The organism is Bradyrhizobium sp. INPA03-11B (assembly GCF_040446015.1).
Classification (GTDB): domain Bacteria; phylum Pseudomonadota; class Alphaproteobacteria; order Rhizobiales; family Xanthobacteraceae; genus Bradyrhizobium; species Bradyrhizobium macuxiense_A.
The window spans coordinates 25,938-50,832 of record NZ_JASGSR010000044.1; the positions used below are offsets into that span (position 1 = coordinate 25,938).

Consider the following 24,895-nt stretch of genomic DNA (forward strand, 5'->3'; position numbering starts at 1 on the left):
GGCGTGCAAACCGGTCAGGCAACGGATCGTAGGTCGCGGCAGGCCCCTCAACGTGCGGCGACGGGTAGTTGCGCCGCATCACATAGCGACTGGCGAGCCGGGTCAAGGGGTTGACGCATGTCTTCGACCTCTTGTTAGTAGCAACTCCCGGCGTAGCCCCGTCTTCCCGACGGGTGCGGCTGTGGCAAAAAGTCTAAAGTCCAACGGCAGCGAACCATGACCTCCTCCGACGGCTCCACGCCCTCCCGCCCGCAAGACGCCGCGACCCGCCTGGTCACGGCCGGCCGCGATACCAAGGCCCAGAAGGGCTTCGTCAATCCGCCGGTGTTTCACGGTTCGACCGTGCTCTATCCGACCGCCGAGGCCCTGCACGCCCACCGCGCCGAATTTACCTATGGCCGTCACGGCAGCCCGACCACGCGGGCACTGCAGGACGTGCTGATGGCGCTGGAAGGCCCGCAATGCGCCGGCGTCGGCCTCGCCCCGTCGGGACTGGCCGCGATCAGCACCACGCTGCTCGCCGTGCTGAAGGCCGGCGACCACCTGCTGGTCTGCGACAACGCCTACCGGCCGACCCGCAATTTCTGCGACAACATGCTGAAGCGGTACGGCATCGAGACCAGCTATTTCGACCCGCTGATCGGCGCCGGCATCGAGGCGCTGTTCAATGCGAATACCCGCGCGGTGCTGCTCGAGGCGCCCGGTTCGCAATCCTTCGAGATGCCCGATGTCCGCGCGATATCGGCGGTGGCGCATGCCCGCGGCGCGCTCGTGATCGACGACAACACCTGGGCGACGGCGCTCTATCACCGCTCGCTCGAACAGGGCGTCGACATCAGCATGCAGGCCGGCACAAAATATATCGGCGGTCACTCCGACATCATGTTCGGCACCATCGCGGCCAATGCGAAGGCCTGGCCGCTGGTTCAGGAGGCGATCCGCCTGCTCGGCGTCTGTGCCGGTCCCGACGACGTCTATCTCGCGCTGCGCGGGGTCCGCACGCTGTCGGTGCGGCTTGCGCAGCACCATCGCTCCGGGGTCGAGATCGCGCGCTGGCTTGGCGCGCGGCCCGAGGTCGATCGGGTGCTGCACCCTGCCCTCGAGAGCGATCCGGGGCACGCGATCTGGAAACGCGACTTCACCGGCGCATCCGGCCTGTTCAGCATCGTGCTGAAGCCGGTGCCGCAGGCCGCGGTCGATGCAATGCTCGACGCGCTCCAGCTGTTCGGCATGGGCTTTTCCTGGGGCGGCTTCGAGAGCCTCGCCATCCCGTTCGACTGCAGCGACTATCGCACCGCGACCAAATGGGCGCCGGGCGGGCCGACGCTGCGGCTGCATATCGGGCTCGAAAATCTCGACGACCTCAAGGCCGATCTCGATCGCGGATTTGCGGCGTTGAAGGCCGCGCTCTGATCGTGCCACGCGACCTCGTGCGTTAGACGACATTAACCACGGCCGACCGGCCGTGACGCCGTGTGCGACCGGCGTCGCACACGTTGGACGCGCACGATCTCCGGGATTCTGCGGAGATGCGACGGACGCCGATAACTCGCCGTTCACCATCCCCACCAATCCCTTAATTGTCCGGACCTTCCATCAAGTTCCCTTATACTTTTGCGGCCGTAGTGATGCTCTGGGAAGGGCTGTCAGTGCCGTAAGGACGTGACTGCCCGGCGTTAAGGGCATTCAGACAATCGCATGAAGACGGCACGCATCGTGGTCCTCGGCATCGCCGGCGTCGCAGGCCTCGCGGCCATGTATCTCGCGAGCACCGGCGATCGCAAACCGGCGCCGGTCGCGCCGCCAGTGGTACAACTGCCGACCGTCGAGGTGCTGGTGGCGAAGTCCGACATCGGACTTGGTCAGTCCGTCAAGGCTGAAGACGTGCAATGGCAGCGCTGGCCGGCCGAGACCGCCAGCAGCGCATTCATCCGCCAGGACACCAATGCCGACGCCATGAAGGACGTCATCGGCTCGATCGCACGGGCTCCCTTCATCGTCGGCGAGCCGATCCGCGACCAGAAACTGGTCAAGGCCAACGGCAGCGGCTTCATGGCCGCGATCCTGCCCTCCGGCATGCGCGCGATCTCCACGGAAATCTCGCCGGAGACTGGTGCCGGCGGCTTCATCCTGCCGAACGACCGCGTCGATGTGATCCTGTCGCGGCGCGACAAGAATCCCGATCAGGTGCAGGGCGGCCGCGACATCATCACCACCGAAATCCTGCTGTCCAATGTCCGCGTGCTGGCGATCGACCAGGCGCCGAAGGAGAAGGACGGCAACAACTCCCTCGTCGGCAAGACCGTGACCCTCGAGCTCAAGCCCGAACAGGCCGAGACGCTCGCGCGCGCACGGCAGAGCGGCACGCTGGCGCTGGCGTTGCGCAGCATCGCCGACGTCAACGAGAAGACCGACGAGACCAGCGATCATGCCCCGAAGCGGGGCGAGAGCATCAGGGTGGTGCGCTTCGGCATCCCGAGCTCTCAGACGACACAGAAGTGATGGGGGCTTCGATATGAACACGGCTGCAAAACAACTGGCGATGCGGACCACGCTGGTCCGTTCGTTGTCGATCTCGGCGGTCGCCGCCCTGATGCTGATCCCTGCCCTCGCCAGCGCGACCGATCCGGACAAGAACGCGGATGTCGCGGTGACGAGCAGCATTGCCGCCAAGACGCGGTTCGTTTCGCTCGGCGTCGGCAAGTCGGTCGTGGTCGACCTGCCGCGCGAGGCCAAGGACGTTCTGGTCGCCGATCCCAAGATCGCCAACGCGGTGATCCGCTCGGCCCAGCGCGCCTACATCATCGGGGCGGCGGTCGGCCAGACCAACGTGGTGTTCTTCGACGCCGAGGGCAACCAGGTCGCCTCCTACGACATTGCGATCAAGCGCGACCTCAACGGCATGCGCGCCGCGCTGAAGCAGATGCTGCCGGGCGTGCAGATCGAGGGCGTCGGCGAGAGCGTGGTGCTGACCGGCACGGTGGCGAGCCCGGTCGAGGCCCAGCAGGCCGGCGACATCGCCGCCAAGCTCGTCGGCAGCCCCGACAAGGTCGTCAACTCCATCGTGGTGCGCGGCCGCGACCAGGTGATGCTGAAGGTCACCGTCGCCGAAGTGCGGCGTGACGTCGTCAAGCAGCTCGGCGTCGATCTCACTGCCAACATGAACTACGGCACTGCCGCGGTGGTCTTCAACAACGCCAACCCCTTCACCGCCAACAACGGACCGCTCAACAGCAATGTGCTGGCCGGCGCGGCGCTGAACAAGCTCGGCGTGCCGACCGTTACCGCGACGCTGCGCGCGATGGAAAGCGCGGGCGTGGTCAAGACGTTGGCCGAGCCGAACCTCACGGCGATCTCCGGGGAGTCCGCGACCTTCGTGTCGGGCGGCGAATTTCCAATTCCGACCGGCGTGACCTGCCAGACCTCGAGCACGGGCACGATCGGCAATTGCGTCCAGACCGTCAGCTTCAAGAAGTTCGGCATCTCGCTCAACTTCACCCCGGTGGTGCTGTCCGAGGGACGCATCAGCCTGAAGGTGATGACCGAGGTGTCCGAAGTCTCGATGGACAACGCGCTGACCGGTGGCCAGGGCGGCACGACGATTCCCTCGATCAAGACCCGCCGCGCCGACACCACGCTGGAAGTGCCCTCCGGCGGCTCGATCGCGATGGCCGGATTGATCCAGGAGCAGACCAAGCAGGCCATCAATGGCATGCCCGGCGTCGATCAGATCCCGGTCCTCGGACAGCTGTTCAGGAGCCAGGACTTCGTCAACAACGAGACCGAGCTCATGGTCATCGTGACGCCCTATGTGGTGCGCGCGGTTGCGCAGAAGGAATTGTCGCGTCCCGATGACGGCTTCGCCCCGGCTTCCGACGCGCAGTCGGCGCTGCTGGCGCGCGTCAATCGCATCTACGGCGTTGCCGCCCGTGCTGAGCCGATCGGCGCCACGCCGGTCAATTTCGGCTTCATCATCGACTGAGGCGCGGACCTGAAGGGGTTGGGGGATCCTATGATGACACGCAACACACAAGCAGGTCACGCGAGAACGTTCTCGCTGTTCGGCGCGCTCGTCACCACGGCGATCGCGCTCGGCGGCTGCAATCTGACGGGCGATGTTGTTACCGGCACCGTGCCCGACGACTATCGGCAACGGCATCCGATCGCAGTCACCGAGGGCGAACAATCGATCGTCGTGTTCGTGGGCCGCGCCCGTGGCAATCTCACCGAAACCCAGCGCGACGACGTCATGGGCCTGGCCCGCAGCTGGCGCCGCGAAGGCACCGGCGCGATCGCGGTCGACGTACCCGCCGACACCGCGAACGCGCGCTCGGCTCAGGCGGTGTACCAGGAAATCCGCGGCGTCCTGGCGTCGATGGGCGTGCCCGCCCACGCCATCACCAGGCGCTCCTACCGCCTCGACGACCCGCGCGCGCTGCCGACCATCCGCCTCAGCTATCCGAAGATGGCCGCGGTCGCCGGGCCCTGCGGCGTGTGGCCGGCAGACCTTGGCCCGTCGATCTACAATCCGAGCTACAACGAGAACAAGCAGTGGGACAATTTCGGCTGCGCCACCCAGCGCAATCTGGCTGCGATGGTCGCCAATCCGTCCGACCTCGAACAGCCGCGGACCGAGACCGCATCCTACACCCCGCGCCGGTCGATCGCGTTCCAGAAATACAGCAAGGGTGAGACGACCGCGACCACCTACCCTGAAGCCGATAGAGCCAAGCTGAGCGACGCCGGGAAATGACCGAACAACAAGACGAGCCACAGCACACCAACGACCACATCGCGCCGGCGCCGCGGATTTCCGTGCAGGCGTTCTGCGCCAGCGTCGCGACCGCCACCACGGCGCGCGCGGCCGCCGACGACCGCCGGCTCGCCAAGGCTCACCTCTCCGTCCACATGGGCGGCATCGCCGCGGCCATCGATGCCTATCACAAGGCGCCGACGCCCAATGTCATCATGCTGGAGACCGAGCCGGACACCGATTTGCTCGCCGCCCTCGACGAGCTCGCGACGGTCTGCGATCCCGGCACCCGTGTCGTCGTGCTCGGCGCGCCCGGCGAGACTGCGCCGTATCGCGAATTGGTCCGGCGCGGCGTCAACGATTACGTGGTGGGGCCGGTCAAGGTGCTCGACATCGTGCGCTCGATCTGCGGCCTGTTCTCGTCCTCCGAAGCGGTCTCGGTCGGCCGCCTGATCGCAGTCGCGGGTGCCAAGGGCGGCGTCGGCGCCTCGACCATTGCCCACAATGTCGCCTGGACCATTGCGCGCGACCTGGGTCTCGATTCGGTTGTCGTCGATCTCGATCTCGCCTTCGGCACCGCCGGCCTCGACTACAATCAGGATCCGGTACAGGGCATCGCCAATGCGGTGTTCTCACCGGAACGTCCGGACAGCGCCTTCATGGAGCGCCTGCTCGCAAAATGCGGCGATCACCTCAGCCTGCTGGCGGCGCCGGCCACGCTCGATCAGGTCTACGATTTCGGCGCCGAGGCGTTCGATGCGATCTTCGATACGATGCGCATGACCATGTCCTGCATCGTGCTTGACGTTCCGCATCAGTGGACAGCCTGGACCAAACGCGTGCTGATCGGTGCCGACGATATCCTGATCGTCGCCGAACCCGACCTCGCCAACATGCGCAACACCAAGAACATGATGAACATGTTGCAGACCGCGCGTCCCAACGACCGCCCGCCGCTCTATTGCCTGAACCAGGTCGGCATGTCGAAGCGCCCCGAGATCGAGGTCAAGGACTTCGCCAAGACAATCGAGAGCCAGCCGATCGCGGCCATCCCGTTCGATTGCAGGCTGTTCGGTGAGGCCGCCAATAACGGCCAGATGATCGCGGAAGTCTCCGCGCGTCACCGCACCACAAAGACCTTCCTGCAGATCGCGCAACGGCTGACCGGCCGCCCCGATCTCGCCGAGACGCGCGAATCGTTCCTGTCGCCGATCCTCAAGAAGCTGCAGCCGCGCCGCAGCGATGGACGCCGCGCCGCGGGCTAACCCGAATGTGAGGCGCTGACCGGCCTAGTCGCGGCGGCTGGCCGCGACGGGGATCTTGTCGGTATCGGTGCGGCTCGCGTCCCTGCGCGCCAACAGCCGCTTCAATGCGGCGACGTTGGCTGAGCCCTGCTCCGGCGGCAGATCGGCCTTCATGATGGTTTCCGCCTCGGCCTGGCGGCCCTCGAGGCCAACCACGACGGCGAGATTGGTGCGGACCCGCATGTCGTCGGGTGCGCGCCCACGGGCACGGCGCAGCGTCTCCTCGGCTTTCGGCAGGTCTTTCGAAAGCAGGTAGGACAGGCCGAGATTGGATAGCACCGACGGGTCGTCGGGCACGATCTTCAGCGCGCTCGCATAGTACTGGCGGGCCTCGTCGTGACGCTCGAGCTGGTCGAGCACGGCGCCTTGCGCCGACAGGATGCGCCAGTCCGGGTCTTCCGGCGTGTGGGCGCGCCCGAGCACGTCAAACGCCTGCTGGAAATTGCCGTTGTCGGCGAGTGCCCGTCCGTAGCCGGCGAGCAGTGCCTTGTTGCTGGGCTGCGCCAGCACCGCCTGCTCCATGACGGCAACCGCCTGCGCCCGCTGGCCGGTGGCACGCAGCGCCCGGGCGTATTTCAGCGCGGCATCGGTGTCTTTGGGGTTGGCGCGGACCCGCTCGTGATAGGTCGCGATGTCGCGCCGCGGGTCGGTGGGAGCCGGCGTGGCCTCCGCCGTTTCGCCCAATGACCCGGTGATGTCGGACGGACCCGAGGTCTGACAGGCGGACAGCCCGATCAGCAGGATCGCGGCAGATACCGAGCCGGCAAGACGGTGCATGCGGCCGGAAGGTCGGGTTAGTTTCTCAGACATCAACGAGACTCGGAACAGCGAAGGTTCCGGGATGCTCACAGCTTAACCCTAAGTTCCGGTTAAGGATGCCATCATCTCGCCGTCATCCGGCCCCGAAGCGGGGCCGGCGTGCCGGGCCGGCCACCGGCCCTGTGGCCGAATCAGTCGACGAACTGGGCGCCGAATTCGTGCCCGATCCGCCAGGCCAGGCGGCATTGACGCGGACTGCCGCTCGACAGGATGATAGTGAATTCCGGCGGTATCTCGAGATATTCGGCGATCACCTTGACGCCGCCGGCCGAGATGTCGGTGATCATGCAGTCACGCGGCAACGACCCTGTGCCCAATTGAATTTTGGCGACGCTCCGGCACTCACGGCGTTCGCTCTTGCGGCGATTGACAAACATCCTGATCCCCAAGCCTTGCTGGACAGCTTCTCGTTTCCACCTTCATAGCGGGGAAAGATTGGGAACTGCCTAGCGGATCCCATCGCAATTGAACGGTCATCTCTAGGATTCGTTTACCGGGCTAGACCCGTCGCCGTCCGATCTGAGCCAAGGGACTGGCCCGAGGCTTAAGGCCGTCCGGTCCCGGCGCAAGGCGCCACAATTGGCCGGCCTGTTTCGTTGCAACCTCTTCCCTCCCTCCGGTTCCAGCGGGAACAAAGGGGTTGATCGCGGGTCAATTGGCTCTATAGCGTGAACCCTTCGACTCGAATTTACCGGGATATCCAGGACGTATGGGAAGTCTTGTTCTGCTTGATCTGATGGGGGGCGTCGCGCTCCTGCTGTGGGGCCTGCACATGGTCCATAGCGGGATCCTGCGGGCCTTCGGGCCCGATTTGCGGCTGTTGCTGGCGAGAGCGCTGCGCAACCGGTTCACCGCCCTTGGCGCCGGGCTCGGCCTGACCGCCCTGCTCCAGAGCTCGACCGCGACCGCCCTGATCACCAGTTCCTTCGCCGCCGAGGAGATCGTCAGCCTGGTGCCGGCGCTTGCGATCATGCTTGGCGCCAATATCGGCACCACGCTGATCGTGCAGGTGCTGTCGTTCAACGTCGCAGCCGTGGCGCCGGTGCTGTTCATCGTCGGCCTCGTCGCATTCCGCAGCGGGCCGCGCTCCCGCATCAAGGATCTCGGCCGCGTCTCGATCGGCCTCGGCCTGATGCTGCTCGCGCTGCATATCCTGCTCGATACGATGGCACCGGCCGAGAACGCCCCGGGCGTGCGCGTGTTCCTGAACGCGATCACCGGCGATCCCGTGCTCTGTATCCTGATCGGAGCGGTCGTGACCTGGCTGGTCCATTCCAGCGTCGCCAGCGTGCTGCTGGTGATGTCGCTGGCCTATTCCCAGTTCATCTCGCCGTATGCCGCGTTCGCCCTCGTGCTCGGAGCCAACCTCGGCAGCGCCGTCAATCCGTTGCTGGAGGGCGCGCGGCGCGACAATCCCGCGAGCTACCGGCTGCCGATCGGCAACCTCGTCAACCGTGTCGTCGGCATCCTGCTGGTGGCGCCGTTCCTGCGCCCGATCACCGAGACCATCTATACTTGGCAGCCCGATCTCGCCAAGGCGACCGCGCTGTTCCACATCGCCTTCAACGTTGCGACCGCGCTGCTGTTCATCGGCGCGCTCGACCACCTGGCGCGTCTGCTCGAGCGCCTGTTGCCCAAGCGGGCGCAGGAGACCGATCCGTCACGGCCGCGCTATCTCGACGAGAGCGCGCTGGAGACGCCCTCGCTCGCCCTGGCCGATGCCGCGCGCGAGGTGCTGCATATGGGCGACCACGCCGAGGCGATGTTGCGCAAGGTGATGGCAGCGATGCTGACCAATGATCGCGCTTTGGTCGACCAGGTGTCGAAGATGGACAACACGGTCGACCGGCTCAACGAGGCGATCAAGCTCTACGTCACGAAACTCACCCGCGGCAGTCTCGATGAACGGGAGGGTCACCGCGCCATGGAGATCGTCGCGTTTGCGATCAACCTTGAGCATATCGGCGACATCATCGACAAGAACCTGAGCGAGCTTGCGACCAAGAAGATCAAGCATCGCCTGCAATTCTCCGCCGAAGGCGCCGAGGAATTGTCGGCGTTCCACAAACGCACGATCGACTCGCTGCGGATCGCTTTCGGCGTGTTCATGTCGGGCGATGCGAACGAGGCGCGCCGGCTGCTCACCGAGAAGGTCGCGTTGCGCGCGGCGGAGCTCGCCGCCGTCGAGCGCCATCTGGAGCGGCTGCGCGAAGGCCGGCCCGAGACCATCGAGACCACTTCGCTGCATCTCGACGTGCTGCGCGACCTGCGCCGCATCCATTCGCACATCTGCTCGGTCGCCTATCCCGTGCTCGACGCCGCCGGCGAGACCTCGGCCGACCGCCGGAATGCGGTGGAGGCGGCCGAACTTCCGGCGCCCGGGCGGCTCTGATCAACCGGGCTACGACCTGCGCTACGTCGGCGGCCGGTGTTCGGAGCCATGCTTCGGGTGAGGAAATGCGGATGCGGCAGCGAGCTGGTTGATGCTGTCGCGCTGCCGGTCGAAGGCGCCAAGGAGATCCCCCTGCAGCACCCGGCCGCCTGACAATTTCATCCGGAGCGGATCGACATTGCGGCCGTTGATCCGCACCTCGTAATAGAGATGCGGTCCCGTCGAGAGCCCGGTCGATCCGACATAGGCAATCGTCTCGCCCTGACGAACGCGGTCGCCGACCTTCAGCCCGGCCGGGACGCTCGCGATGTGGGCATAGGTCGTCTCGTAGCCGCGATCGTGACGCACGCGGATATATTTCCCGTATCCGGGTTCAAACCCTTCGGTCTCGACGACGCCGGCGCCTGCCGCCGCAATCGGCGAACCATAGGGGGCTGCAAAATCGACGCCCTCATGGAAGCGGCGGTCGCCAAGGATCGGATGAATGCGCCAGCCGAAACCGTCGCCGAGCCGCCCGCTGACGACCGGCTTGCGCAGCAGAAACTTGGTGATCGACTGGCCGTCCTCGTCGTAGAAATCGGAGCTGCCGTCGTCCGGCGCCGTAAAGCGATAGTAGCGGCGCGTCTGCCCGCCCGCCGTCAAATCGATGAAGACCAGCTCCGGCTGGCCAATGTCGTTGGGCGCATAGATGATCTCGGCGACATCGCTGTCGCCGAGCGGCTCGTCGAGGTCGAAATCGCGGCCGCACAGCCGCATCAGTTCAGCGACGATCCCCTCGTCGACGTGGTTGGAGCGCGCAAGCGCGTTGAGGCCGTCTCGTAGCGTCTCGCCGGGCACGGCGTGCGTGTCGATCGACTCGCGTAGCGAGCTCTCGCTCCGCAGGGCGACGTCCGGCTGTTCCGGTGCAATCGCCTGATACTGGCCGCTATCGGTGCGACCGACGGCAGCCACGGTGGAGTCCGCCCGTTCGATCGACACTTTCGCGACTTGGCCGCGTGACGAAGCAGTATCTCCGCTCTGCTCGACGATCGTGATTTTCTCGCCGCCGGACAGCGTCTCTTGACCGCCTGGCGAACGGAAAGCAGCAAGGATCGCCGGCGCATCTTTCGCAGCCGCGGCAAGCGCGCGCAGAATGGCCGACAGCGTGTCACCAGCTCGCGCGATGATGACGTGCCGATGGTGACGCGGCGCCGAAGGAGATTTCGGAAGGCTGGTGACGTTGACAGTCTCACCGATCGGAGCAGGCGAACGTGGCGCGCCTTCATCGGCCGCATAGGCGCTGGTGCGGCCCGGCAGCGCACGGTGCGACGGACCTGCCCGTATGATGGCCGGTAACTCCGACAGCAATTGCGAATTCGCGCGCCGCTCGTCCTTGCCGTCTGGCGGAACCTCGCGACGATGGTCCTGTTGCGGTTCGGGATCGATCTCCGCGAGCCGCGCCGACACGCGGGTAAATCGACGGACCGCGCCGGCATCGCTCAATTGCTCGATCTTGAGCGCTGAGGGATCGCCTTGCTGGCCGGGCCTCCGATCCAGGCGATCGCCGCGCCGCGCCTCGTCGACCACCTGCCCTGTGAAGCGCGGAAGCGAAACGACGGGCGACGTTGCGAATCGCGCGCGATAGCCAAATGCGCCGCGAAGCGCGCCACCAAGCAGCGCGACGGCCGCAGCGCCAATCAGAACCGTCCCCGCCATCCAGCGGATACTGATGGCGCGCCGGTCCGGCAAACCGCGCTCGCCGGTCAGCGGCGGCTCGTCGAGCAATGCGACCTCATTGGCGCGCGACCGATAACCACCCGCTTTGGTCGGTTCGCCACGGCTGGTCATCGACGGCCCTCATCCCTCGGCGCATGGACTCGGGATGCCGCCACGCCCACGACAAGCCGCAGATGCCATGCGCCTTGGGGCGATTGTTTGACCGTCGTTCGGATTCGGACGCAATTGATGCCGGGCCGAGCCGGATGCTGGAATCTGTCGAAACTAAAGAGGAGCCTCAGCATACCGCTCGCCGCACGGACCGCGGCGAGGGTCAGTTGTCGAGCGTCTTCGATGCGCTTCCGCGGTTCTTCACGATCAGCATGATGTTGCGGATATAGATCAGGGTGGCGAGGCCCTGCCCGATGATGATGACGGGTTCGCGTTTGGCGAGCCCGTAGACCAGCGTCATCAGACCGCCGCCCATCGAGAAGAACCAGAACGCCATCGGCACCACGCTCTGGCCGGCGCGCTCGCTGGAAATCCACTGCACGAGAAAGCGCGCGGTGAAGAACAATTGCGCGATGAGGCCGAACGCCAGCCAGAAGTCGAACTTGGCGATGAACACGTCGTAGAGATAGGCGCTCAGCGCCTGACCGTACTGAATCAGCATCACTTCACCTCGGTGACACCCGTCACTTCCGTGACGAGCGGCGTCGGCTTCTTGCGGCGGATCAGCCACCACACGCCGGCCAGATCCATGATCCCGATCCAGAGCCGGTCGAAGAATCCGTAGTTCGACACGCCGGAATGGCGCGGGCGGTCGACGACGTCGACATAGGCAATCGCCAGCCCCTCACGGCGGACCAGCGCCGGAAGGAAACGATGCAATCCGTCGAAATAGGGCATGGTCAGAAACACCTCGCGCGGAAACGCCTTCAGGCCGCAGCCGGTGTCGCGGGTGCCGTCGCGCAGGATGATGCCGCGCACCGCATTGGCGATGCGCGATTGCAGCTTCTTGAAACCGGTGTCCTTGCGGCCGACCCGCTGGCCCGCGGCGAGGCCGACCCGACCGTTACCGCTCTCAATCGCCGCGATCAGGTTAGGCAGGAAGGCCGGATCGTTCTGGCCGTCCCCATCGAGCGTTGCCACGATCGCACCGCGCGCGGCGCGAACGCCACTGCGCACGGCCGCCGACTGCCCCGAGGAGACCGCGTGGCGGAGTTGCCGTAGGTTGCGCCGCTGCGTCATGATCGCGCTCAGCCGTTCGCCGGTGGCGTCGGTCGAGCCGTCATTGACGTAAACGATTTCGTAGACCCAGCGTCCGTCGAGCGCCGCCGCGATCTCGGCGATCAGCGGCGCGATATTATCCGCCTCGTTGCGCACAGGCACGACGATGGAAACGGCGACCGGCGTCTGGTCGGAAACAGGCAATTCGACACTCGTGGTTGATGTGGGGTTCGCGGCTGGAACCCGCCCGATCCGGCCGCCGGGCGACCGCTTTTATGGGGCGAAGGCGCTCCCCGCAACCCTTTTGAGGCGCTCTTCCGACGGTCCCGGCAGGGCCACGACCGTGCCATCGCGATCAATGGCGAAACCAAGGCGGCGGGCGGCGAACCAGTAGCGTACGGCCATTGCGCCGATTACGCCGACGGCCGCGCCGGCCACCACGTCGCTCGGATGATGGGCCAACAGCACCAGCCGCGTCGCAATAATGATCAGCGCATAGACCAGCATCGCGCGCCGTGCGCGCGGCCAGACTGCCGAAACGGCGAACGCCAGCGCGAATGCCGTGATCGAATGTCCCGACGGAAAGCTCGAATAGGCCTCGGTGCCCGCGAAGTGCTGGAAGTTGAAGGCGTTGGCCTTGCCGCCGACGAACGGCCGCCCGCGGCCGACGACCCACTTGATCACTTCACCGACCGCTACCGACAGCGCGACCGACAGGAACAGGTATTGCAGCCTCGTCCCAAAGCCGAGCAAGGTCGCGCGCGGCACACTGCGCAGCGCAGGCGCCGTCAATGCGACAACAATCAGCAGCACACCCAGCGCGCTTAGCACGTACTCGTCCTTGCCGAAATCGGTGAGTATCTTCACCCACCAGAGGCTCGGCGTGCCGCGTGGCGGCATCAGGCTGATCTCGGCGACATCGACCGCATACATCAGCGTGATGACCACGGCGCCGACGATGACGACGAGCAGCAGCACATGGCGCGCGGAGCGCCGCGCCGCCTCGGCCCGGTGCGAATGCGACGGAGCCCGCGCGAGCTGGGCAAAGGACAGCCAGACCAGCGTCAGCAATCGTCCGAAATAGTTGGCGGATTCCGGGTTGGCTGGCGGCGCCGGCATGTCACTCCGTTCCTTCGGAACGGAAGATCGCAATCGAGACCGCCTTGCCCTGCGAGATGTTGTAACCCTCGATCCGTACCGGTGCGTTGTAGCGCAGGCCGATCGCCTCGGCGCGCTGCACGAAGGCGCGCTCCGAGCGCTGTTCGACCAGCGCGAAGCGGCAGGAGCCCTGCCCCAGGAAATCGGCGGCACCCGATCCGTCGGTCAGCAGCGTCGAGGTGTCGGTCATGAACACGAGGCTCGGCTCGTGGAAGCCGGCGGCCGCCGCCTTCGGGCCGACGCAGGTCACGTTACGCAAGGCGCGCGCGACCTCCTGGCTCGGAAACACGGTGGTGAGGCGTGGCAGCACCACGCCATAGGTCGCGCCCGCCATCAGCGCCGCGGCGATCACCGCATTGAGCAGCGAGCGCTCGGCGCGGCTGTCCTCGAACATCCACCACGCGATCAGGCCGAACACCATCGCGACGGCAAACAGCGGCCACGCCGGAAATACCGGCTGATGGATCGCCTTGATGGCGCCGACGATCACCAGCACCGCGCCGAACGCGGGAATCGCGAACCACCAGGCGGCGCCGCGCAACAGCCAGGGGGAGCGCGACAGCACCCGTCGCTCCAGCGCGCCCACGGTCAGGATCGCAATCGCGGGATAGAGCGGCAGCACATAATGTGGCAGCTTGGTCAGAACAGCCTCGAATACGATCCATGACGGGATCAGCCAGGCCAGCAGAAATTGCGCGCCGGGTTCGCGTCTCGCACGCCAGACCGCGGGCGCAGCGAGGCCGGCAAGCGGCGCGCCGGGCCAGAACGTGATCCAGAACAGCAGCAGATAGAGCCCGGGCGGCGCGCCGTGGGATTCCTGGGCGCCGAGCTTGCTCAACATGTCGCCGCCGACCGAGTCGGCAAAGAAGGTCTCTCCGGCGCGCAGGAAGATCAGGACGAACCACGGCAGCACCAGCACCAGGGTCCACATCAGGCCCCAGACCGGACGCATCCGCCACAACCACGCCGCCGAGCGATCGAGTATGGCGAGCGCGGCCATCGCAAGGCCGACGAACATCAGGATCAGCGGCCCCTTGAGCAGGATGCCGACCGCCAGCGCGGTCCAGAAGACCGCGGGCGGGCCCCATGATGGATGCGCCGGATCCTCGCCGCGTTGCCAGGATAGGTATACGCGCGCCATCGCGCCCATCGCCGCGGTGACCGTCAGCAGCAGCATGGCGTCGGTCTTGGCGAGCCGCGCTTCGACCCCAAGCAGCACGCAGCTTGCCATCATCAGGGCGGCCAGCACCGCCCCCTGTCGTGTCACGAACGCGAGCGCCGTCCAATAGGTCAGCAAAACGGCGCCGATGGCGCCAATCAGGGACGGCAGGCGGTAGACCCAGATGCGGACCTGGGCACGCGGTACCCCGAGCGTGGAGATCGTCTTCAGCGCCGCCGCCTGCATCCAGTAGATGCCGACCGGCTTCTTGTAGCGGACGTCGTCCTGGAAGCGGATATCGACGAAATCGCCGCTCTCGACCATCTGCTTGGTGGCCTGGGCAAAGCGCACCTCGTCGCGGTCGACCGGCGGGATGGTGAAGAAGCCCGGAAGGAACAGCACCAGGCAGGTCAGCGTCAGGAACAGGATCGAACGCCATTGGCTGGCCGTTGCGAACTCGAACGCCATGAACAGCCTGCGGCTCGAATGCGCAGGTTTTACAAACTGTTGCCCTGCTCCGAAGCGCCGGGGTTGGAGGCCGTCCACCATGGGTTTCGCATACGATGAAACCGCACCGCAAACAACCGTGCTGTTCCGCTTTCCAACCGTGCCGGTCCGCTTTCCTGCGCGATCATTGCACGCGGATCACAACGGTATCCGCGGCACCCGTGGCATCGATGACCGTGAGCCGCGCGAACCCCGGACCGGGCGGGTCGATCAGGCGCTGGCGCCGGCTGTCGATGTCCCCGGCTGAGACACCATTGACGAGGACCGTCAGCGGCAGCACGCCGCCGGCAACCTTGACCGGCAGCGGCGCATTGCGGCCGCCCTCGGATTGATCGACGTCGATGCGTGAGCCGTTCAGCGGAAACTGGATATGCGGTGCCTGGTCGTTGCCGCTGCGGACCAGTTCGCCGAGCGGCCGGAACCGGCGCAGCGGCGGCGGTAATTTCGCGTTGGAGGCGACCAGCACGCCCCGTGGCGGTTTCGGCAACGCCGCCGGGATTTTCCCGGTGCGCGCAAAGGCGTCGAACAGGATCGGCGCCGCCGCCGTGCGGCCGACCAGACCCGGCACCGGCGCGCCGTCTGGGCGGCCGACCCAGACCCCGATCGTGATACGGCCGTCGAAGCCGACTGACCAGGCATCGCGATAGCCGTAGCTGGTGCCGGTCTTGAACGCGATCCGGTTATGCACGCCGTTCTCCGGCGGCGGCGTGCCGAGCAGGACGTTGCCGACCTGCCAGGCCGCGGCCTGATCCATCAGCCGCATCGTGTCGCGGCTATCATTCTCCCGCATGATCTCGCGCAGCGGCCTGGTGGCGCCGAGCCGCGCCAGGCCGGAATAGAGCTGGGCGAGATCCTGCAGCGTGATGCCGACACCGCCGAGACCCATCGCAAGGCCCGGCGCCTCGTCCTTCGGCAGCACGAGACTGGTGCCGGCCTGCTTCAGCCGCGACGACAGCCGGCTCGCGCCGACCCGGTCGAGCAGTGCGATCGCCGGCACGTTCAGCGACAATTGCAGCGCCTTGCGGATCGGTACCGTGCCCTGGAACGTCATGTCGAAGTTTTCCGGCGCGTAGGTGCCGAAGCGGATCGGCCGATCCTCGATCAGGCTGTCGGGGTGAACAAAGCCATCCTCGAAGGCGAGGCCATAGATGAACGGCTTCAGCGTCGAGCCCGGCGAACGCACCGCGCGCGTCATGTCGACCTGCCCGGCCCGCCGCTCGTCGAAATAATCCGCCGAACCGACGCGCGCGAGCACGTCGCCCGTCGCATTGTCGACCACGACGATCGCAACCGAGACGTCAGGCCCCTGCGCGATGGCGCGATCGCGCGCCAGTGCCTCCAGGTTCCGCTGCAGCGTCGCGTCCAGCGTCAGCTTGATGACGGGCGCATCCTTCATCGTCGCGATCGCCTGATCGGACGAATGCGGTGCGAGGATCGGGATCTGCTTGCGCAGCTTCGGCACCGCCGTCGCCGTGGCCTGCGCGGCATCCTCTTTCGAGACCACGCCGTCTTCGACCATGCGGTCGAGCACACGATCGCGCGCGGCATGGGCGGCTTCCGGATAACGATCGAGCCGACGCCGCTCCGGCGATTGCGGCAGCGCCACCAGCAAAGCCGCCTCGGCGAGCGAGAGCCGCTTCGGCTCCTTGCCGAAATAGGCGATCGAGGCGGCGCGCACGCCCTCGAGATTGCCGCCGAACGGCGCCAGCGCAAGGTAGAGATCGAGGATCTGGTCCTTCGAGAGCTGCCGCTCCAGCTCGACCGCGCGTACCATCTGCCGCAGCTTGGCGTAGACCGAGCGCTGGTGCCGCGGCTCGATCAGCCGCGCCAGCTGCATCGTGATGGTCGAACCGCCCGAGACGATATGGCCGCTTGTGAGCAGCTGGAACGCAGCGCGCGACAGCGCCAGCGGATCGATGCCGTGATGCTCGTAGAAGCGCTTGTCCTCATAGGCGAACAGGAGCTTCAGATAGCCGGGATCGACCGACCTCTTCGCCTCGACCGGCAGCCGCCAGCGCCCATCCGCCATCGCATAGGCGCGCAACAGTTTTCCATTCCGGTCGACAACCGTGGTCGAGACCTGCTGCGCCTGCGTGAGCGGCAGCGGACCGAGTGAGACGACCCAGCCGGCTAACGCGCCGGCTGCGACCAGCGTCGCGACGGCGCCGATCGCCAGGACGGACTTGATCCGGGGCCAGCGCGATCCGCGTTCGAGGGCTACCTTCAACGTTGCACTCATTTCGCCGGCTTCACCTCAACCGCACCGGTGCCGCTGCGGCCGTAGCGCGAGGGGTTGTACATGTCCTCGACATAGGCCTGCGGCAGCACGTATTTGCCCGGCGACACCGCGCGCACGACATAGGCAACCGTGAACACCGACTTGTCGTTGGCGCTGCGGTCGATCGCCGCGGTGAAGCGGTCATCGCGGAACTCGGTGTTCTTGGGCTCGACACCATCCTCGATCCATTCGAGCGTGCCGGAATCGCCCGACGACACCAGGTTCGGGTTGTCGATCTCGAGCCCGGCCGGCAGGTAGTCCGCCACCATGATGTGCCCGAACTCCGGTTTGGCTTCGGTTACCTTCAGGACAACCGCGAAGCGGTCGTTCTGTTTCGCCTTGATGACGTCGGCCGGCTTGCCGTCGAGCGTGAAATAGCTGCGCTCGATCTTGAAGCCGTTGGAGGCCGCGGGTTCCGGCGTCACCGGCGAGCCCGACACCGAGATCACCGCCTGCACCGGTGCATCGCCGGTGTTGGTGATCCTGAGCGGCTGGCCCGTCATCTCCTCGGCCTTGTAGCTGCGATAGACCGCGGTCTTGACCGGCTGTCCGTTGATGTCGAGCGCCAACGTCTCCTTGGCAAGCGCGCGCGCCGCCAGCACCATCCACGCATTCTCCTGCGTCGAGGTGTAGGGCGACAGTCCCCGCGCCGCTTCGACCCGCAGCACGGCTTGCGTCAGCGTGGTGCGCGGCGCATTGCCCTCGCCCGCGAGCGAGACCAGCGCTGCGGCATCACGCAGCGCCGAGCCGTAATCGACGCGGCCGAACTCGATCACCGGTTTGGGGTTCAGCGCGTCAAGCGCGGCGCCATAGACCCGCTCGGCCCGCGCCTTGTCGCCGACCAGCGCCAGCGCCGCGGCGAGCTGCGCTTTGGAGATCGGCGTCGCCAAATTGTTCAGCTTGGTGTCGGCGAGATAGCGCAGATCACCGATCGGCGCGGCGCCGTTGCGCGCGAGCACGTAGAGGCCGTAGGTCAGGTCGCGGCCGCCGTCCTTCTCCGGCTCGTTGGCATTGACCACCGAGTTCCTGACGCGGTCGAGCGCGCTCTTGAACAGCACGTCCGGCACCGCAAAGCCCTTTTCGCGGGCCCGGGTCAGGAAGTCCGTGACATAGGCGTCGAGCCAGGCGTCGTCGCCGCCCGCCGACCACAGGCCGAACGAACCATTGGACCCTTGTCGAGCCAGCAGCCGCTCGATCGCATCGCGGATGCGCTGGTCGACCGCAGTATCCATCGCAAGATGGGCGCCGGCGGCAAGATCGTTGACATAGAGCAGCGGCAGCGCGCGGCTCGTGATCTGCTCGGAGCAGCCATAGGGGTAGCGGTCGAGCGCCTTCAGGATGCTCGCCGCATCGAGCGCAGTCGACAGGCTCGCCGAGATCGAGACGCTGCCGGTGCCCGGCACGAGGTCGGAGAACATGTCCGACGTCAGCGTCAGGCTCTCGCCCTTCGCCAGCGTGCGGATCGAGCGGCGCGCCAGCACTTGCGTCGCCGGCTTGACGTCGAGCGCATAGTGCCGCGCCAGCGTCAGCCCGTTCGGCCCGGAGATGTCGACGTCGAAATCGGCGCGGCCGGCACCGCCGGCCTCGAGGCCGAGCGACAACGATGAGCGCTGCTTGGCGGCGAGCTTCACCGTCGTGGTCGGATTGCCCGAGGCCTTGATCGGGCCGCTCGCCTTGACGCTGACGGCATAATCGCCGGCGGCGCCTTCGACATTGTCGATATCCATGCTGATGGTGCCCTTGTCACCGGTCAGCAGGAAGCGCGGCAAGGTCGCGGTCACCACCACGGGGTCACGCACAGTCACGTTGACATTGGCGCGGCCGAGCTTGGTGGCGCTCCACGCCACCGCCATCACCCGCGCGGTGCCGGCGAATTCGGGGATGTCAAAACTCACCTCGGCGGTGCCGTCGGGGCCAACCGTGACGATGCCGGAATAGAGCGCGAGCGGCTTCTGCGTCGGCGGCGAGCCCTGCAGCTCGGCGCCGGCGGCGTCGCCACCGCTGCGGATCTGGCCGCGGGTGCCCTGCATGCCATCGATCAGCTGGCCGTAGAGGTCGCGGATCTCGGCGGTTAGGCGGCGCTGGCCGAGATAGTAGTCGTCCGGCGCCGGCGGCTTGTAGTTGGTCAAATTGAGAATGCCGACATCGACCGCGGCCAGCACCACCTTGGCGTCCTCGCCGGGATTGAGCCCGCCGAGCTTGACCGGGATCTTCAGCGTCGAGCCGGGCCGCACCAAGGCAGGCGGCGACAACTCGACGGCAAGCGTGCGTGTCTTCTTGTCGATGCCGAACCATTTCAGCCCGATCGCGCGGCCCGGCATGCGCCCGGCGGCGGCATCGAGCGGACGGCGCAGCGTCGTCATCACATAGCCGCCGGTGCCCCAGTCCTTGCCGACCTGCAGCTTGACCTGCTGGGTACCTTCCTTGACGTCGACGCTCTGGGTCGTCAGCAGGCGGTCACCGAGCACATAGACCGTGAGCTTGCCGGCGGTGCGGGCGTTGACCGATACCGTCATGGTGTCGCCCGGGGCATATTCTGGCTTGTCGATCGAGGTCTCCAGCAGATCCGGCGTGTCGGCGCTGCCGTCGGAATACCAGCCGACGTCGAACTGCACCGAGGTCACCGGACCGTCGGCGTCGGTCGATTTCACGTCGAGCCGGTAACGGCCGGGCTGCGGCTGGAAGCTCAGGCGCATCGGCTTGTCGGCCGCAAGGTTCACGTCGCCATCGGACACGCGGCGGGTCGACTTGACCGGCTCATAGTTCCACGACGAATTCTGCCGGTACCATTGATAACGCGATTCCAGCTTCAGCAGCTCGTAGCGCAGTCCGTTGCGCGGCAGCTGCTTGCCGTCAGGCGCGACGAACACGACGTCGAACTCGGCCTTATCGCCCTCGGCCACGCTCTTGTCGCCGAACAGCGGCTTTACGCCGATCAGCGAGGCGCCAGGGGCCACCGGCAGCACGATCTTGCGCTCGACCGAGCGGCCGCCCGTCTCCGCCATGCGGATGAAGATCTGGGCCTCCTGCGGCCGGGTCGAGGCCGGCACCTTCTCTAGCTTGACCGGGAAGCTGGCGGCGCCATTGGCATCGGCCTCCGGCAGATCCTCGATCGGGGTTCGCTCATTGCTCGCGGTCTGCTCGTCGTCGACGCCGAACTGGTAGCCGGCATAGCCGGGCCGGCCGTTCGCCGCCGGCGCGACCAGCATGTCGCCCTCGAGGTGGAGGCCCGAGGCCGGCGCGCCATAGAGGAAATGGCCCGAGACCTGAAGTTCCACTGGAACTTCAGCTTTGATGACCTTCTCCTTGCTGGTCAGATCGAATTCGATCCGTTCAGGGATGTAATCCTCGACCATGAAGGTGGTCTCGCCGACCGACGCGCCCTTGGGGTCGGTGAAGACGCGGGCCCGCCAGGTGCCCGTCGGCACGGCGGAGTTCAGCGCGACTGCCAGCATCCGGCCGCCGGCGCCCTGGTCGGGCAGCACGGCGCGGCGGAATTCGACGCCGTCCGGCCGCTCGATCACCATGGTCAGCGGGGTCCCGGTCAGGGCATTGCCCTGACCGTCGCGCAGCAGCGCGGTCAGGTAAACGGTCTCGTTGGAGCGGTAGACGCCGCGCTCGGCATAGACGAAGGCATCCGCACCGGCCGGGATGGCGCGGCCGGCGACGCCGCGATCGGTGAGGTCGAAGGCATTGGTCTTGAGGCTCAGGAAGGCATAGTCCGACTTTTCACCCATCACCGTAAGCATTGCCGGCGACAGCCCGCCCTCGCCGCGTGCCAGCCCCTGCTCGAACAGCACGTGGCCGGCGGCATCGGTCTTGCGGGTGGCCAGGATCTCGTTGTTGCGGGCGACCAGCTTCACTTCGGCATTGGCGACCGGTTCGGTCGAGGCCAGCGAGTTGACGAAGACATGGATACCGTCATTGCCGGAGAAGGCCGACAGGCCCATGTCCGAGACGATGAACCATTGTGTCGCCAGCGTGCCGTCGTCGTCGGTGCCCGGCCCCTTGGCCGCGGCGGTCATCACATAGACGCCCGGCTGCAGGTCGCCGAGCGCCTGGTCGACCGGAAATGCCGTGACCACGTCCTGGTTCAGCGTGGTCGCGGTCGCAAGCTCACCGGACCACACCTTGACGCCGCGCTGGCCGCCGAGATCAGAGAGCTGGTAGCGGCTCAGCGTGCTCTGGAAGTCGCTGTCGATCACGGTGTTGATCAGATTGCGGTCGCCGATCCGGAATACGTCGACTGTGACTGCCGGCGTGTTGACGCTGACCACCGGGATACCGCGCTGGCCGGTTCGCGGCAGCACATAGGCCCGCCCCGTGAACCGCACGAACGGCTTGCGATCGCGGACATAGATGTTGAACTCGGCCGATTTCGACAGGGTCTCCTTGACGGTCGACGGCAGACCGGCGCGCAGATTGATGTTGTAGCGTTCGCCGTGCTTCAGCCCGTCGACGCAGAGCTGCTGGGCTTCCGCCGACAAGGCCGGCTTGTCGGTGCCGGCCAGTGCCAGGTACGGCGCGAAGTCGACGCGCTTGGCCAGTTCCTCCGAGAACTGGAAGCAGGCTCGCGGCGAGGCCGCATCCGAATCGACGGTATAATCGAGCAGCCGGAAGCCGTGCTCGTCGCGCATCTTCTCATACTGGCCTCTGACATCGGCCACCTCGCGCAGGTCGAGCGACAGCCGCAGCGCGTCGAGTGCCGGCCGCCACAGCTTGCGCTCGGCGAGCGCCCTGCCGAGCACGGCCAGCGAGTCGGCCTCCTCCGCAGCGTTCCCGGCGCGCTGATAGGCGATGTAGGCGGCGGTGGAGGCGCGTTCCATCAGGAACGTCTGTTCGCTGGAGCTCGCCGACCGGATCTGGAAGACGGTCTTGGCGAGCCGCAGCCAGTTGGCGCCGTCCTCGGGCGCGGTCGCCGCGATCTGGCCGAGGATCGTGAGCCCGCCGCGGAAATCGTTGCGCTTGAAGGCGGCGTCGGCATCGGTGCGCAAGGTCGCCGCCGACTTGTTGACGGCGCCCGCCTCGCTCTTGATCTGGGCCTCCAGCTTGATCGCGGAATCGGCGAGATCGTCGCGCTTGAAGGCCTTGTCCGCAGCCTGGGCGCTGACCATGCCGAGCGCCAGCGCGGCGCAAAGTGCGGCGGCACGAACCAATCCGATCATGATGGAGCTCCTGAACGCCCCGCGGTCGAGCGCCGCGTTGGGGCTAAAAATGCGCGAAAAGGTGACGGAGTGAAGGCGCGGACATGAACGGACGAAAACGTCGCAGATCGCATTGCCGACATCCTTCGACAAGCCCCGGCGGCAGTGTCAAGCCGGCCCGGAGGACTGGTCAGGTCAACGCAGGGCGAGACCCCTGCTCGCCTTTGTCGTTCGCCCCCAGAAATCGGTTCGGACGGACTTGGCGGAAAGGCGGATTTTTCATAATGGCGGTGCTACAAGGCGGCCACGGTCCCGTAGCTCAACTGGATAGAGTAGCGGATTTCTACTCCGCGGGTTGCAGGTTCGAATCCTGCCGGGATCGCCAGCTATCTCAATGCGATGCGTGTTCTGCTCTCCAAAATATCACGTATCATCGCGCGTTGACGAAACCCCCTTAATTTCAGGCTTTCCCGCTTGGTCCCGCTGAGTGGGTAGTACACGGATCGTACACGGCACTTCCGCGTTTGTTCTGCTCGCCCCTAGCGAAAATCGCAAAGCAACGGCCCCGGTGTGTGGGCACGCCGAGGCCGCCATTCCGACTCCCGCAGTCGGGGGGCAGGTGTGACAACGGAAGCCAACCAAGATGACGTCCGAGGATGCCCACCTGTTCCCGGGTAGTTAGCGGCAACGCGACGCTCTTAAGGGTTACTCCGGCCCGCGGCATAGACCGTGCAGCACATCTGCCGCTGGGGATTTCAGTGTACCGGCTCAGGAAGGAAACGCCGCCGGGCGTGTATTTTTGAGACCGGCGGCGTCTTTTCTTGGGACCGCCAGCCGCAGCGGGCAAGATCCCCCGCCTGTCAAGCGGCGAACGATTCTCGCAATGACGCTGCAGCCTCACCGCCGACGAATTCGATTAGCAGCCGACGGCCCAAGAGGTCCCGATAATCGAGCTCGTCATCATGGCCCCGCAGGTCCAGTACGCAGGCGAGTAGCACCAGCACCTTCGACTTTCTGCCGGCCTCCGTCCGTGCCGGAATCGCCCACATCGCGTCGATCAAACCGAACATGCGGTCGAAATGCTCGTTACTCAGCTCGACGAGCCGGTCATGCTCTTTCCACTCCGGCATGGCCCAGACGATTTCCCACCGCTCGTCGTGCGTAAGCGTCATTCGTCCCTGCTTTGCTTCTTCGTAAAGTCGCTCGCCTTCGGCGCGCCTTGCCCCGGCTTGCATATTCTGGTATCAGTTATCTATGGCGAAGTCAACAATAACTGGTAGCAGTAAAAAGAAGCGCGGCAGGCCCGTGCTTTATGAGGGCAGCGAAGGCAAAGGAGCTCCGCAGATTGGGCTTCGCTTGCCGCCAGCCGAATTGGCCGCCATTGATGGCTGGATCGCGAAGCAGGAGGACAAGCCATCACGACCCGAGGCCATCCGTCGACTCCTCGCGTTGACCCTATCAACCAAAGTACGCCCCAAAACTGAAAGCCAACGCCAGCACGCTCGCGAGATGGCCAGCGAAGCAATCGACAAAATGGCCGACAAGGCGGCCAACCCAGATGAGCTGGCCAGCCGCAAGCGCCAACTCGTAAAGGGGCCCGAGGAATTTCAGAGGGTGCGACGCGACCGCAACCGGAAATGAGCCGATCGAAATAGCGCGAAAGGGACCTGCACAATGGCGATCATTCCACTCTTAATCGGCATTCTGATCATCGTGGTTGTGGGGGCGATCTGCTTTTGGGTGATAGATAGGTTCGCGCCGGATGGTCGCCTGGCACAGCTCCTGAAGCTGCTGGTAGTGCTAGTGTGTCTCGGCGCGATCGTGCAGCGGCTGCTGGCGCTGACCTATTAGCGACGATCCACTAGTTGGGATATCGCGAAATTTCGTTGGCCCCGTCACGCGGTTGGTCGAGATCGGAGGCCGGTAGTCAGCAACCAAAACGGACGTGAGGCGTTTTCCAGATCGGGCGACTTGCTAAAGCTGGGAGAGTCCGATGTCTGGGAAAGCCCTAATCATATTCATCGCGGTTATGACCGTGGCGTTTGCGCCGACCACTGCTTCTGCGCGTGGCGGCTTCGGTGGCGGTGGCTTTCATGGCGGCGGCTTCCACGGCGGATTTGGTGGTGGCGGCTGGCGTGGTGGCGGTTGGCGCGGAGGCGGATTTGGAGCCGCCGCTCTTGGACTTGGGATAGGGCTCGGCTTGGCCGGCGCCTACGCTTACCCTTACGGATACGGCTACCCCGTGTACGGATACGGTTACGACTACGGTTACCCCTATGGCTACGGCTACCCGTACCGAGCGAGTTATGGCTACTGCATCGCAACCGCCAGCCAGAATGCATATGCTTGCTATTAGCAGCGAAGCCGGCCGCCCGCTAAGATGAACCACGACGATCCTAGCGGCGAGCTCGACTCTCGCTGATCTAGGTAGGTGGTGGTCATGACTACCGATGTGA

Annotated in this window: 19 protein-coding genes and 1 tRNA gene; 10 read left to right on the forward strand and 10 right to left on the reverse strand. The window is 65.9% G+C overall.

Going from position 1 to position 24,895, the window contains the following annotated elements:
• Positions 1–216 precede the first annotated feature (216 nt).
• The 5 genes from metC (at position 217) to QMZ05_RS19900 (ending at position 6,018) form a co-directional block, all read left to right on the forward strand.
• Entirely contained in the window at positions 217–1,413 is a 1,197-nt protein-coding gene (gene metC / locus QMZ05_RS19880; protein ID WP_353702283.1) for a cystathionine beta-lyase, read from the forward strand.
• Between the two features lie 285 nt (positions 1,414–1,698).
• The gene (gene cpaB, locus QMZ05_RS19885; RefSeq protein WP_353702284.1) at positions 1,699–2,502 is read left to right on the forward strand and encodes a Flp pilus assembly protein CpaB; all 804 of its coding nucleotides are present in this window, start codon (positions 1,699–1,701) and stop codon (positions 2,500–2,502) included.
• A 91-nt stretch (positions 2,503–2,593) separates the two neighbouring features.
• Entirely contained in the window at positions 2,594–3,982 is a 1,389-nt protein-coding gene (locus QMZ05_RS19890; RefSeq protein ID WP_353702314.1) for a type II and III secretion system protein family protein, read from the forward strand.
• A 33-nt stretch (positions 3,983–4,015) separates the two neighbouring features.
• Complete coding sequence (locus QMZ05_RS19895) at positions 4,016–4,753, forward strand: CpaD family pilus assembly protein (protein WP_167528989.1); 738 nt, start codon at positions 4,016–4,018, stop codon at positions 4,751–4,753.
• Positions 4,750–6,018 (forward strand): AAA family ATPase, encoded by a 1,269-nt coding sequence (locus QMZ05_RS19900; protein ID WP_353702285.1) that lies wholly within the window; start codon positions 4,750–4,752, stop codon positions 6,016–6,018. Before QMZ05_RS19895 ends, QMZ05_RS19900 begins: the two co-directional genes overlap by 4 nt.
• Before the next feature lie 24 nt (positions 6,019–6,042).
• Here the strand turns inward: QMZ05_RS19900 and QMZ05_RS19905 are convergent, their stop codons facing one another.
• Both QMZ05_RS19905 and QMZ05_RS19910 read right to left on the reverse strand, forming a co-directional pair.
• Positions 6,043–6,867, reverse strand: coding sequence for a tetratricopeptide repeat protein (locus QMZ05_RS19905; RefSeq protein WP_353702286.1), 825 nt, complete (start codon positions 6,865–6,867; stop codon positions 6,043–6,045).
• Between the two features lie 140 nt (positions 6,868–7,007).
• Entirely contained in the window at positions 7,008–7,253 is a 246-nt protein-coding gene (locus QMZ05_RS19910) for a PilZ domain-containing protein (protein ID WP_021079298.1), read from the reverse strand.
• 332 nt (positions 7,254–7,585) lie between these two features.
• Between QMZ05_RS19910 and QMZ05_RS19915 the strand changes: the two genes are divergently transcribed.
• Positions 7,586–9,268 carry a Na/Pi cotransporter family protein gene (locus QMZ05_RS19915; protein ID WP_353702287.1) on the forward strand — a complete coding sequence of 561 codons (1,683 nt, stop codon included), beginning with the start codon at positions 7,586–7,588 and terminating at the stop codon, positions 9,266–9,268.
• A 21-nt stretch (positions 9,269–9,289) separates the two neighbouring features.
• On the opposite strand, the gene QMZ05_RS19920 is transcribed toward QMZ05_RS19915, so the two are convergent.
• The 7 genes from QMZ05_RS19920 to QMZ05_RS19950 all read right to left on the reverse strand — a co-directional run bounded on the left by QMZ05_RS19920 (position 9,290) and on the right by QMZ05_RS19950 (position 22,460).
• Complete coding sequence (locus QMZ05_RS19920; protein WP_353702288.1) at positions 9,290–11,095, reverse strand: M23 family metallopeptidase; 1,806 nt, start codon at positions 11,093–11,095, stop codon at positions 9,290–9,292.
• A 202-nt stretch (positions 11,096–11,297) separates the two neighbouring features.
• Positions 11,298–11,636 carry a lipid-A-disaccharide synthase N-terminal domain-containing protein gene (locus tag QMZ05_RS19925; RefSeq protein ID WP_353702289.1) on the reverse strand — a complete coding sequence of 113 codons (339 nt, stop codon included), beginning with the start codon at positions 11,634–11,636 and terminating at the stop codon, positions 11,298–11,300.
• Positions 11,636–12,397 (reverse strand): glycosyltransferase family 2 protein, encoded by a 762-nt coding sequence (locus QMZ05_RS19930; protein WP_353702290.1) that lies wholly within the window; start codon positions 12,395–12,397, stop codon positions 11,636–11,638. Before QMZ05_RS19930 ends, QMZ05_RS19925 begins: the two co-directional genes overlap by 1 nt.
• A 69-nt stretch (positions 12,398–12,466) precedes the next feature.
• Positions 12,467–13,312: a phosphatase PAP2 family protein gene (locus QMZ05_RS19935; protein WP_353702291.1), complete on the reverse strand. Its 846-nt coding sequence runs from the start codon at positions 13,310–13,312 to the stop codon at positions 12,467–12,469.
• A 1-nt stretch (position 13,313) separates the two neighbouring features.
• On the reverse strand, positions 13,314–14,978 hold the full coding sequence (locus tag QMZ05_RS19940) for a glycosyltransferase family 39 protein (protein ID WP_353702292.1): 1,665 nt from the start codon (positions 14,976–14,978) through the stop codon (positions 13,314–13,316).
• A 163-nt stretch (positions 14,979–15,141) separates the two neighbouring features.
• Entirely contained in the window at positions 15,142–17,256 is a 2,115-nt protein-coding gene (gene pbpC, locus QMZ05_RS19945) for a penicillin-binding protein 1C (RefSeq protein ID WP_353702293.1), read from the reverse strand.
• Complete coding sequence (locus QMZ05_RS19950; protein WP_353702294.1) at positions 17,253–22,460, reverse strand: alpha-2-macroglobulin; 5,208 nt, start codon at positions 22,458–22,460, stop codon at positions 17,253–17,255. The genes pbpC and QMZ05_RS19950 overlap by 4 nt, the downstream gene beginning before the upstream one ends.
• A gap of 287 nt (positions 22,461–22,747) precedes the next feature.
• Between QMZ05_RS19950 and QMZ05_RS19955 the strand changes: the two genes are divergently transcribed.
• Positions 22,748–22,824 (forward strand) — tRNA-Arg (locus QMZ05_RS19955).
• A 475-nt stretch (positions 22,825–23,299) separates the two neighbouring features.
• Here the strand turns inward: QMZ05_RS19955 and QMZ05_RS19960 are convergent.
• Positions 23,300–23,611, reverse strand: coding sequence for a hypothetical protein (locus tag QMZ05_RS19960; RefSeq protein WP_353702295.1), 312 nt, complete (start codon positions 23,609–23,611; stop codon positions 23,300–23,302).
• An 82-nt stretch (positions 23,612–23,693) separates the two neighbouring features.
• Here QMZ05_RS19960 and QMZ05_RS19965 point away from each other — a divergent pair, with 82 nt between their 5' ends.
• The 3 genes from QMZ05_RS19965 (at position 23,694) to QMZ05_RS19975 (ending at position 24,795) form a co-directional block, all read left to right on the forward strand.
• A complete protein-coding gene (locus QMZ05_RS19965) occupies positions 23,694–24,080 on the forward strand; it encodes a hypothetical protein (RefSeq protein WP_353702296.1) in 387 nt (128 codons plus the stop codon).
• A 33-nt stretch (positions 24,081–24,113) separates the two neighbouring features.
• Positions 24,114–24,290, forward strand: coding sequence for a hypothetical protein (locus QMZ05_RS19970; RefSeq protein WP_353702297.1), 177 nt, complete (start codon positions 24,114–24,116; stop codon positions 24,288–24,290).
• 142 nt (positions 24,291–24,432) lie between these two features.
• Positions 24,433–24,795, forward strand: coding sequence for a hypothetical protein (locus tag QMZ05_RS19975; RefSeq protein ID WP_353702298.1), 363 nt, complete (start codon positions 24,433–24,435; stop codon positions 24,793–24,795).
• The last annotated feature ends 100 nt before the right edge of the window (positions 24,796–24,895 follow it).

What these genes read in the sequence shown, in the direction of transcription:
- QMZ05_RS19910 (WP_021079298.1), bottom strand. Translation starts at nt 7,253, where the DNA reads ATGTTTGTCAATCGCCGCAAGAGCGAACGCCGTGAGTGCCGGAGCGTC.
- QMZ05_RS19960 (WP_353702295.1), bottom strand. Translation starts at nt 23,611, where the DNA reads ATGACGCTTACGCACGACGAGCGGTGGGAAATCGTCTGGGCCATGCCG.
- QMZ05_RS19935 (WP_353702291.1), bottom strand. Translation starts at nt 13,312, where the DNA reads ATGCCGGCGCCGCCAGCCAACCCGGAATCCGCCAACTATTTCGGACGA.
- QMZ05_RS19920 (WP_353702288.1), bottom strand. Translation starts at nt 11,095, where the DNA reads ATGACCAGCCGTGGCGAACCGACCAAAGCGGGTGGTTATCGGTCGCGC.
- QMZ05_RS19905 (WP_353702286.1), bottom strand. Translation starts at nt 6,867, where the DNA reads ATGTCTGAGAAACTAACCCGACCTTCCGGCCGCATGCACCGTCTTGCC.
- QMZ05_RS19965 (WP_353702296.1), top strand. Translation starts at nt 23,694, where the DNA reads ATGGCGAAGTCAACAATAACTGGTAGCAGTAAAAAGAAGCGCGGCAGG.
- QMZ05_RS19895 (WP_167528989.1), top strand. Translation starts at nt 4,016, where the DNA reads ATGACACGCAACACACAAGCAGGTCACGCGAGAACGTTCTCGCTGTTC.
- QMZ05_RS19915 (WP_353702287.1), top strand. Translation starts at nt 7,586, where the DNA reads ATGGGAAGTCTTGTTCTGCTTGATCTGATGGGGGGCGTCGCGCTCCTG.
- QMZ05_RS19975 (WP_353702298.1), top strand. Translation starts at nt 24,433, where the DNA reads ATGTCTGGGAAAGCCCTAATCATATTCATCGCGGTTATGACCGTGGCG.
- QMZ05_RS19890 (WP_353702314.1), top strand. Translation starts at nt 2,594, where the DNA reads ATGCTGATCCCTGCCCTCGCCAGCGCGACCGATCCGGACAAGAACGCG.
- QMZ05_RS19950 (WP_353702294.1), bottom strand. Translation starts at nt 22,460, where the DNA reads ATGATCGGATTGGTTCGTGCCGCCGCACTTTGCGCCGCGCTGGCGCTC.
- QMZ05_RS19925 (WP_353702289.1), bottom strand. Translation starts at nt 11,636, where the DNA reads ATGCTGATTCAGTACGGTCAGGCGCTGAGCGCCTATCTCTACGACGTG.
- pbpC (WP_353702293.1), bottom strand. Translation starts at nt 17,256, where the DNA reads ATGAGTGCAACGTTGAAGGTAGCCCTCGAACGCGGATCGCGCTGGCCC.
- QMZ05_RS19900 (WP_353702285.1), top strand. Translation starts at nt 4,750, where the DNA reads ATGACCGAACAACAAGACGAGCCACAGCACACCAACGACCACATCGCG.
- QMZ05_RS19970 (WP_353702297.1), top strand. Translation starts at nt 24,114, where the DNA reads ATGGCGATCATTCCACTCTTAATCGGCATTCTGATCATCGTGGTTGTG.
- metC (WP_353702283.1), top strand. Translation starts at nt 217, where the DNA reads ATGACCTCCTCCGACGGCTCCACGCCCTCCCGCCCGCAAGACGCCGCG.
- cpaB (WP_353702284.1), top strand. Translation starts at nt 1,699, where the DNA reads ATGAAGACGGCACGCATCGTGGTCCTCGGCATCGCCGGCGTCGCAGGC.
- QMZ05_RS19940 (WP_353702292.1), bottom strand. Translation starts at nt 14,978, where the DNA reads ATGGCGTTCGAGTTCGCAACGGCCAGCCAATGGCGTTCGATCCTGTTC.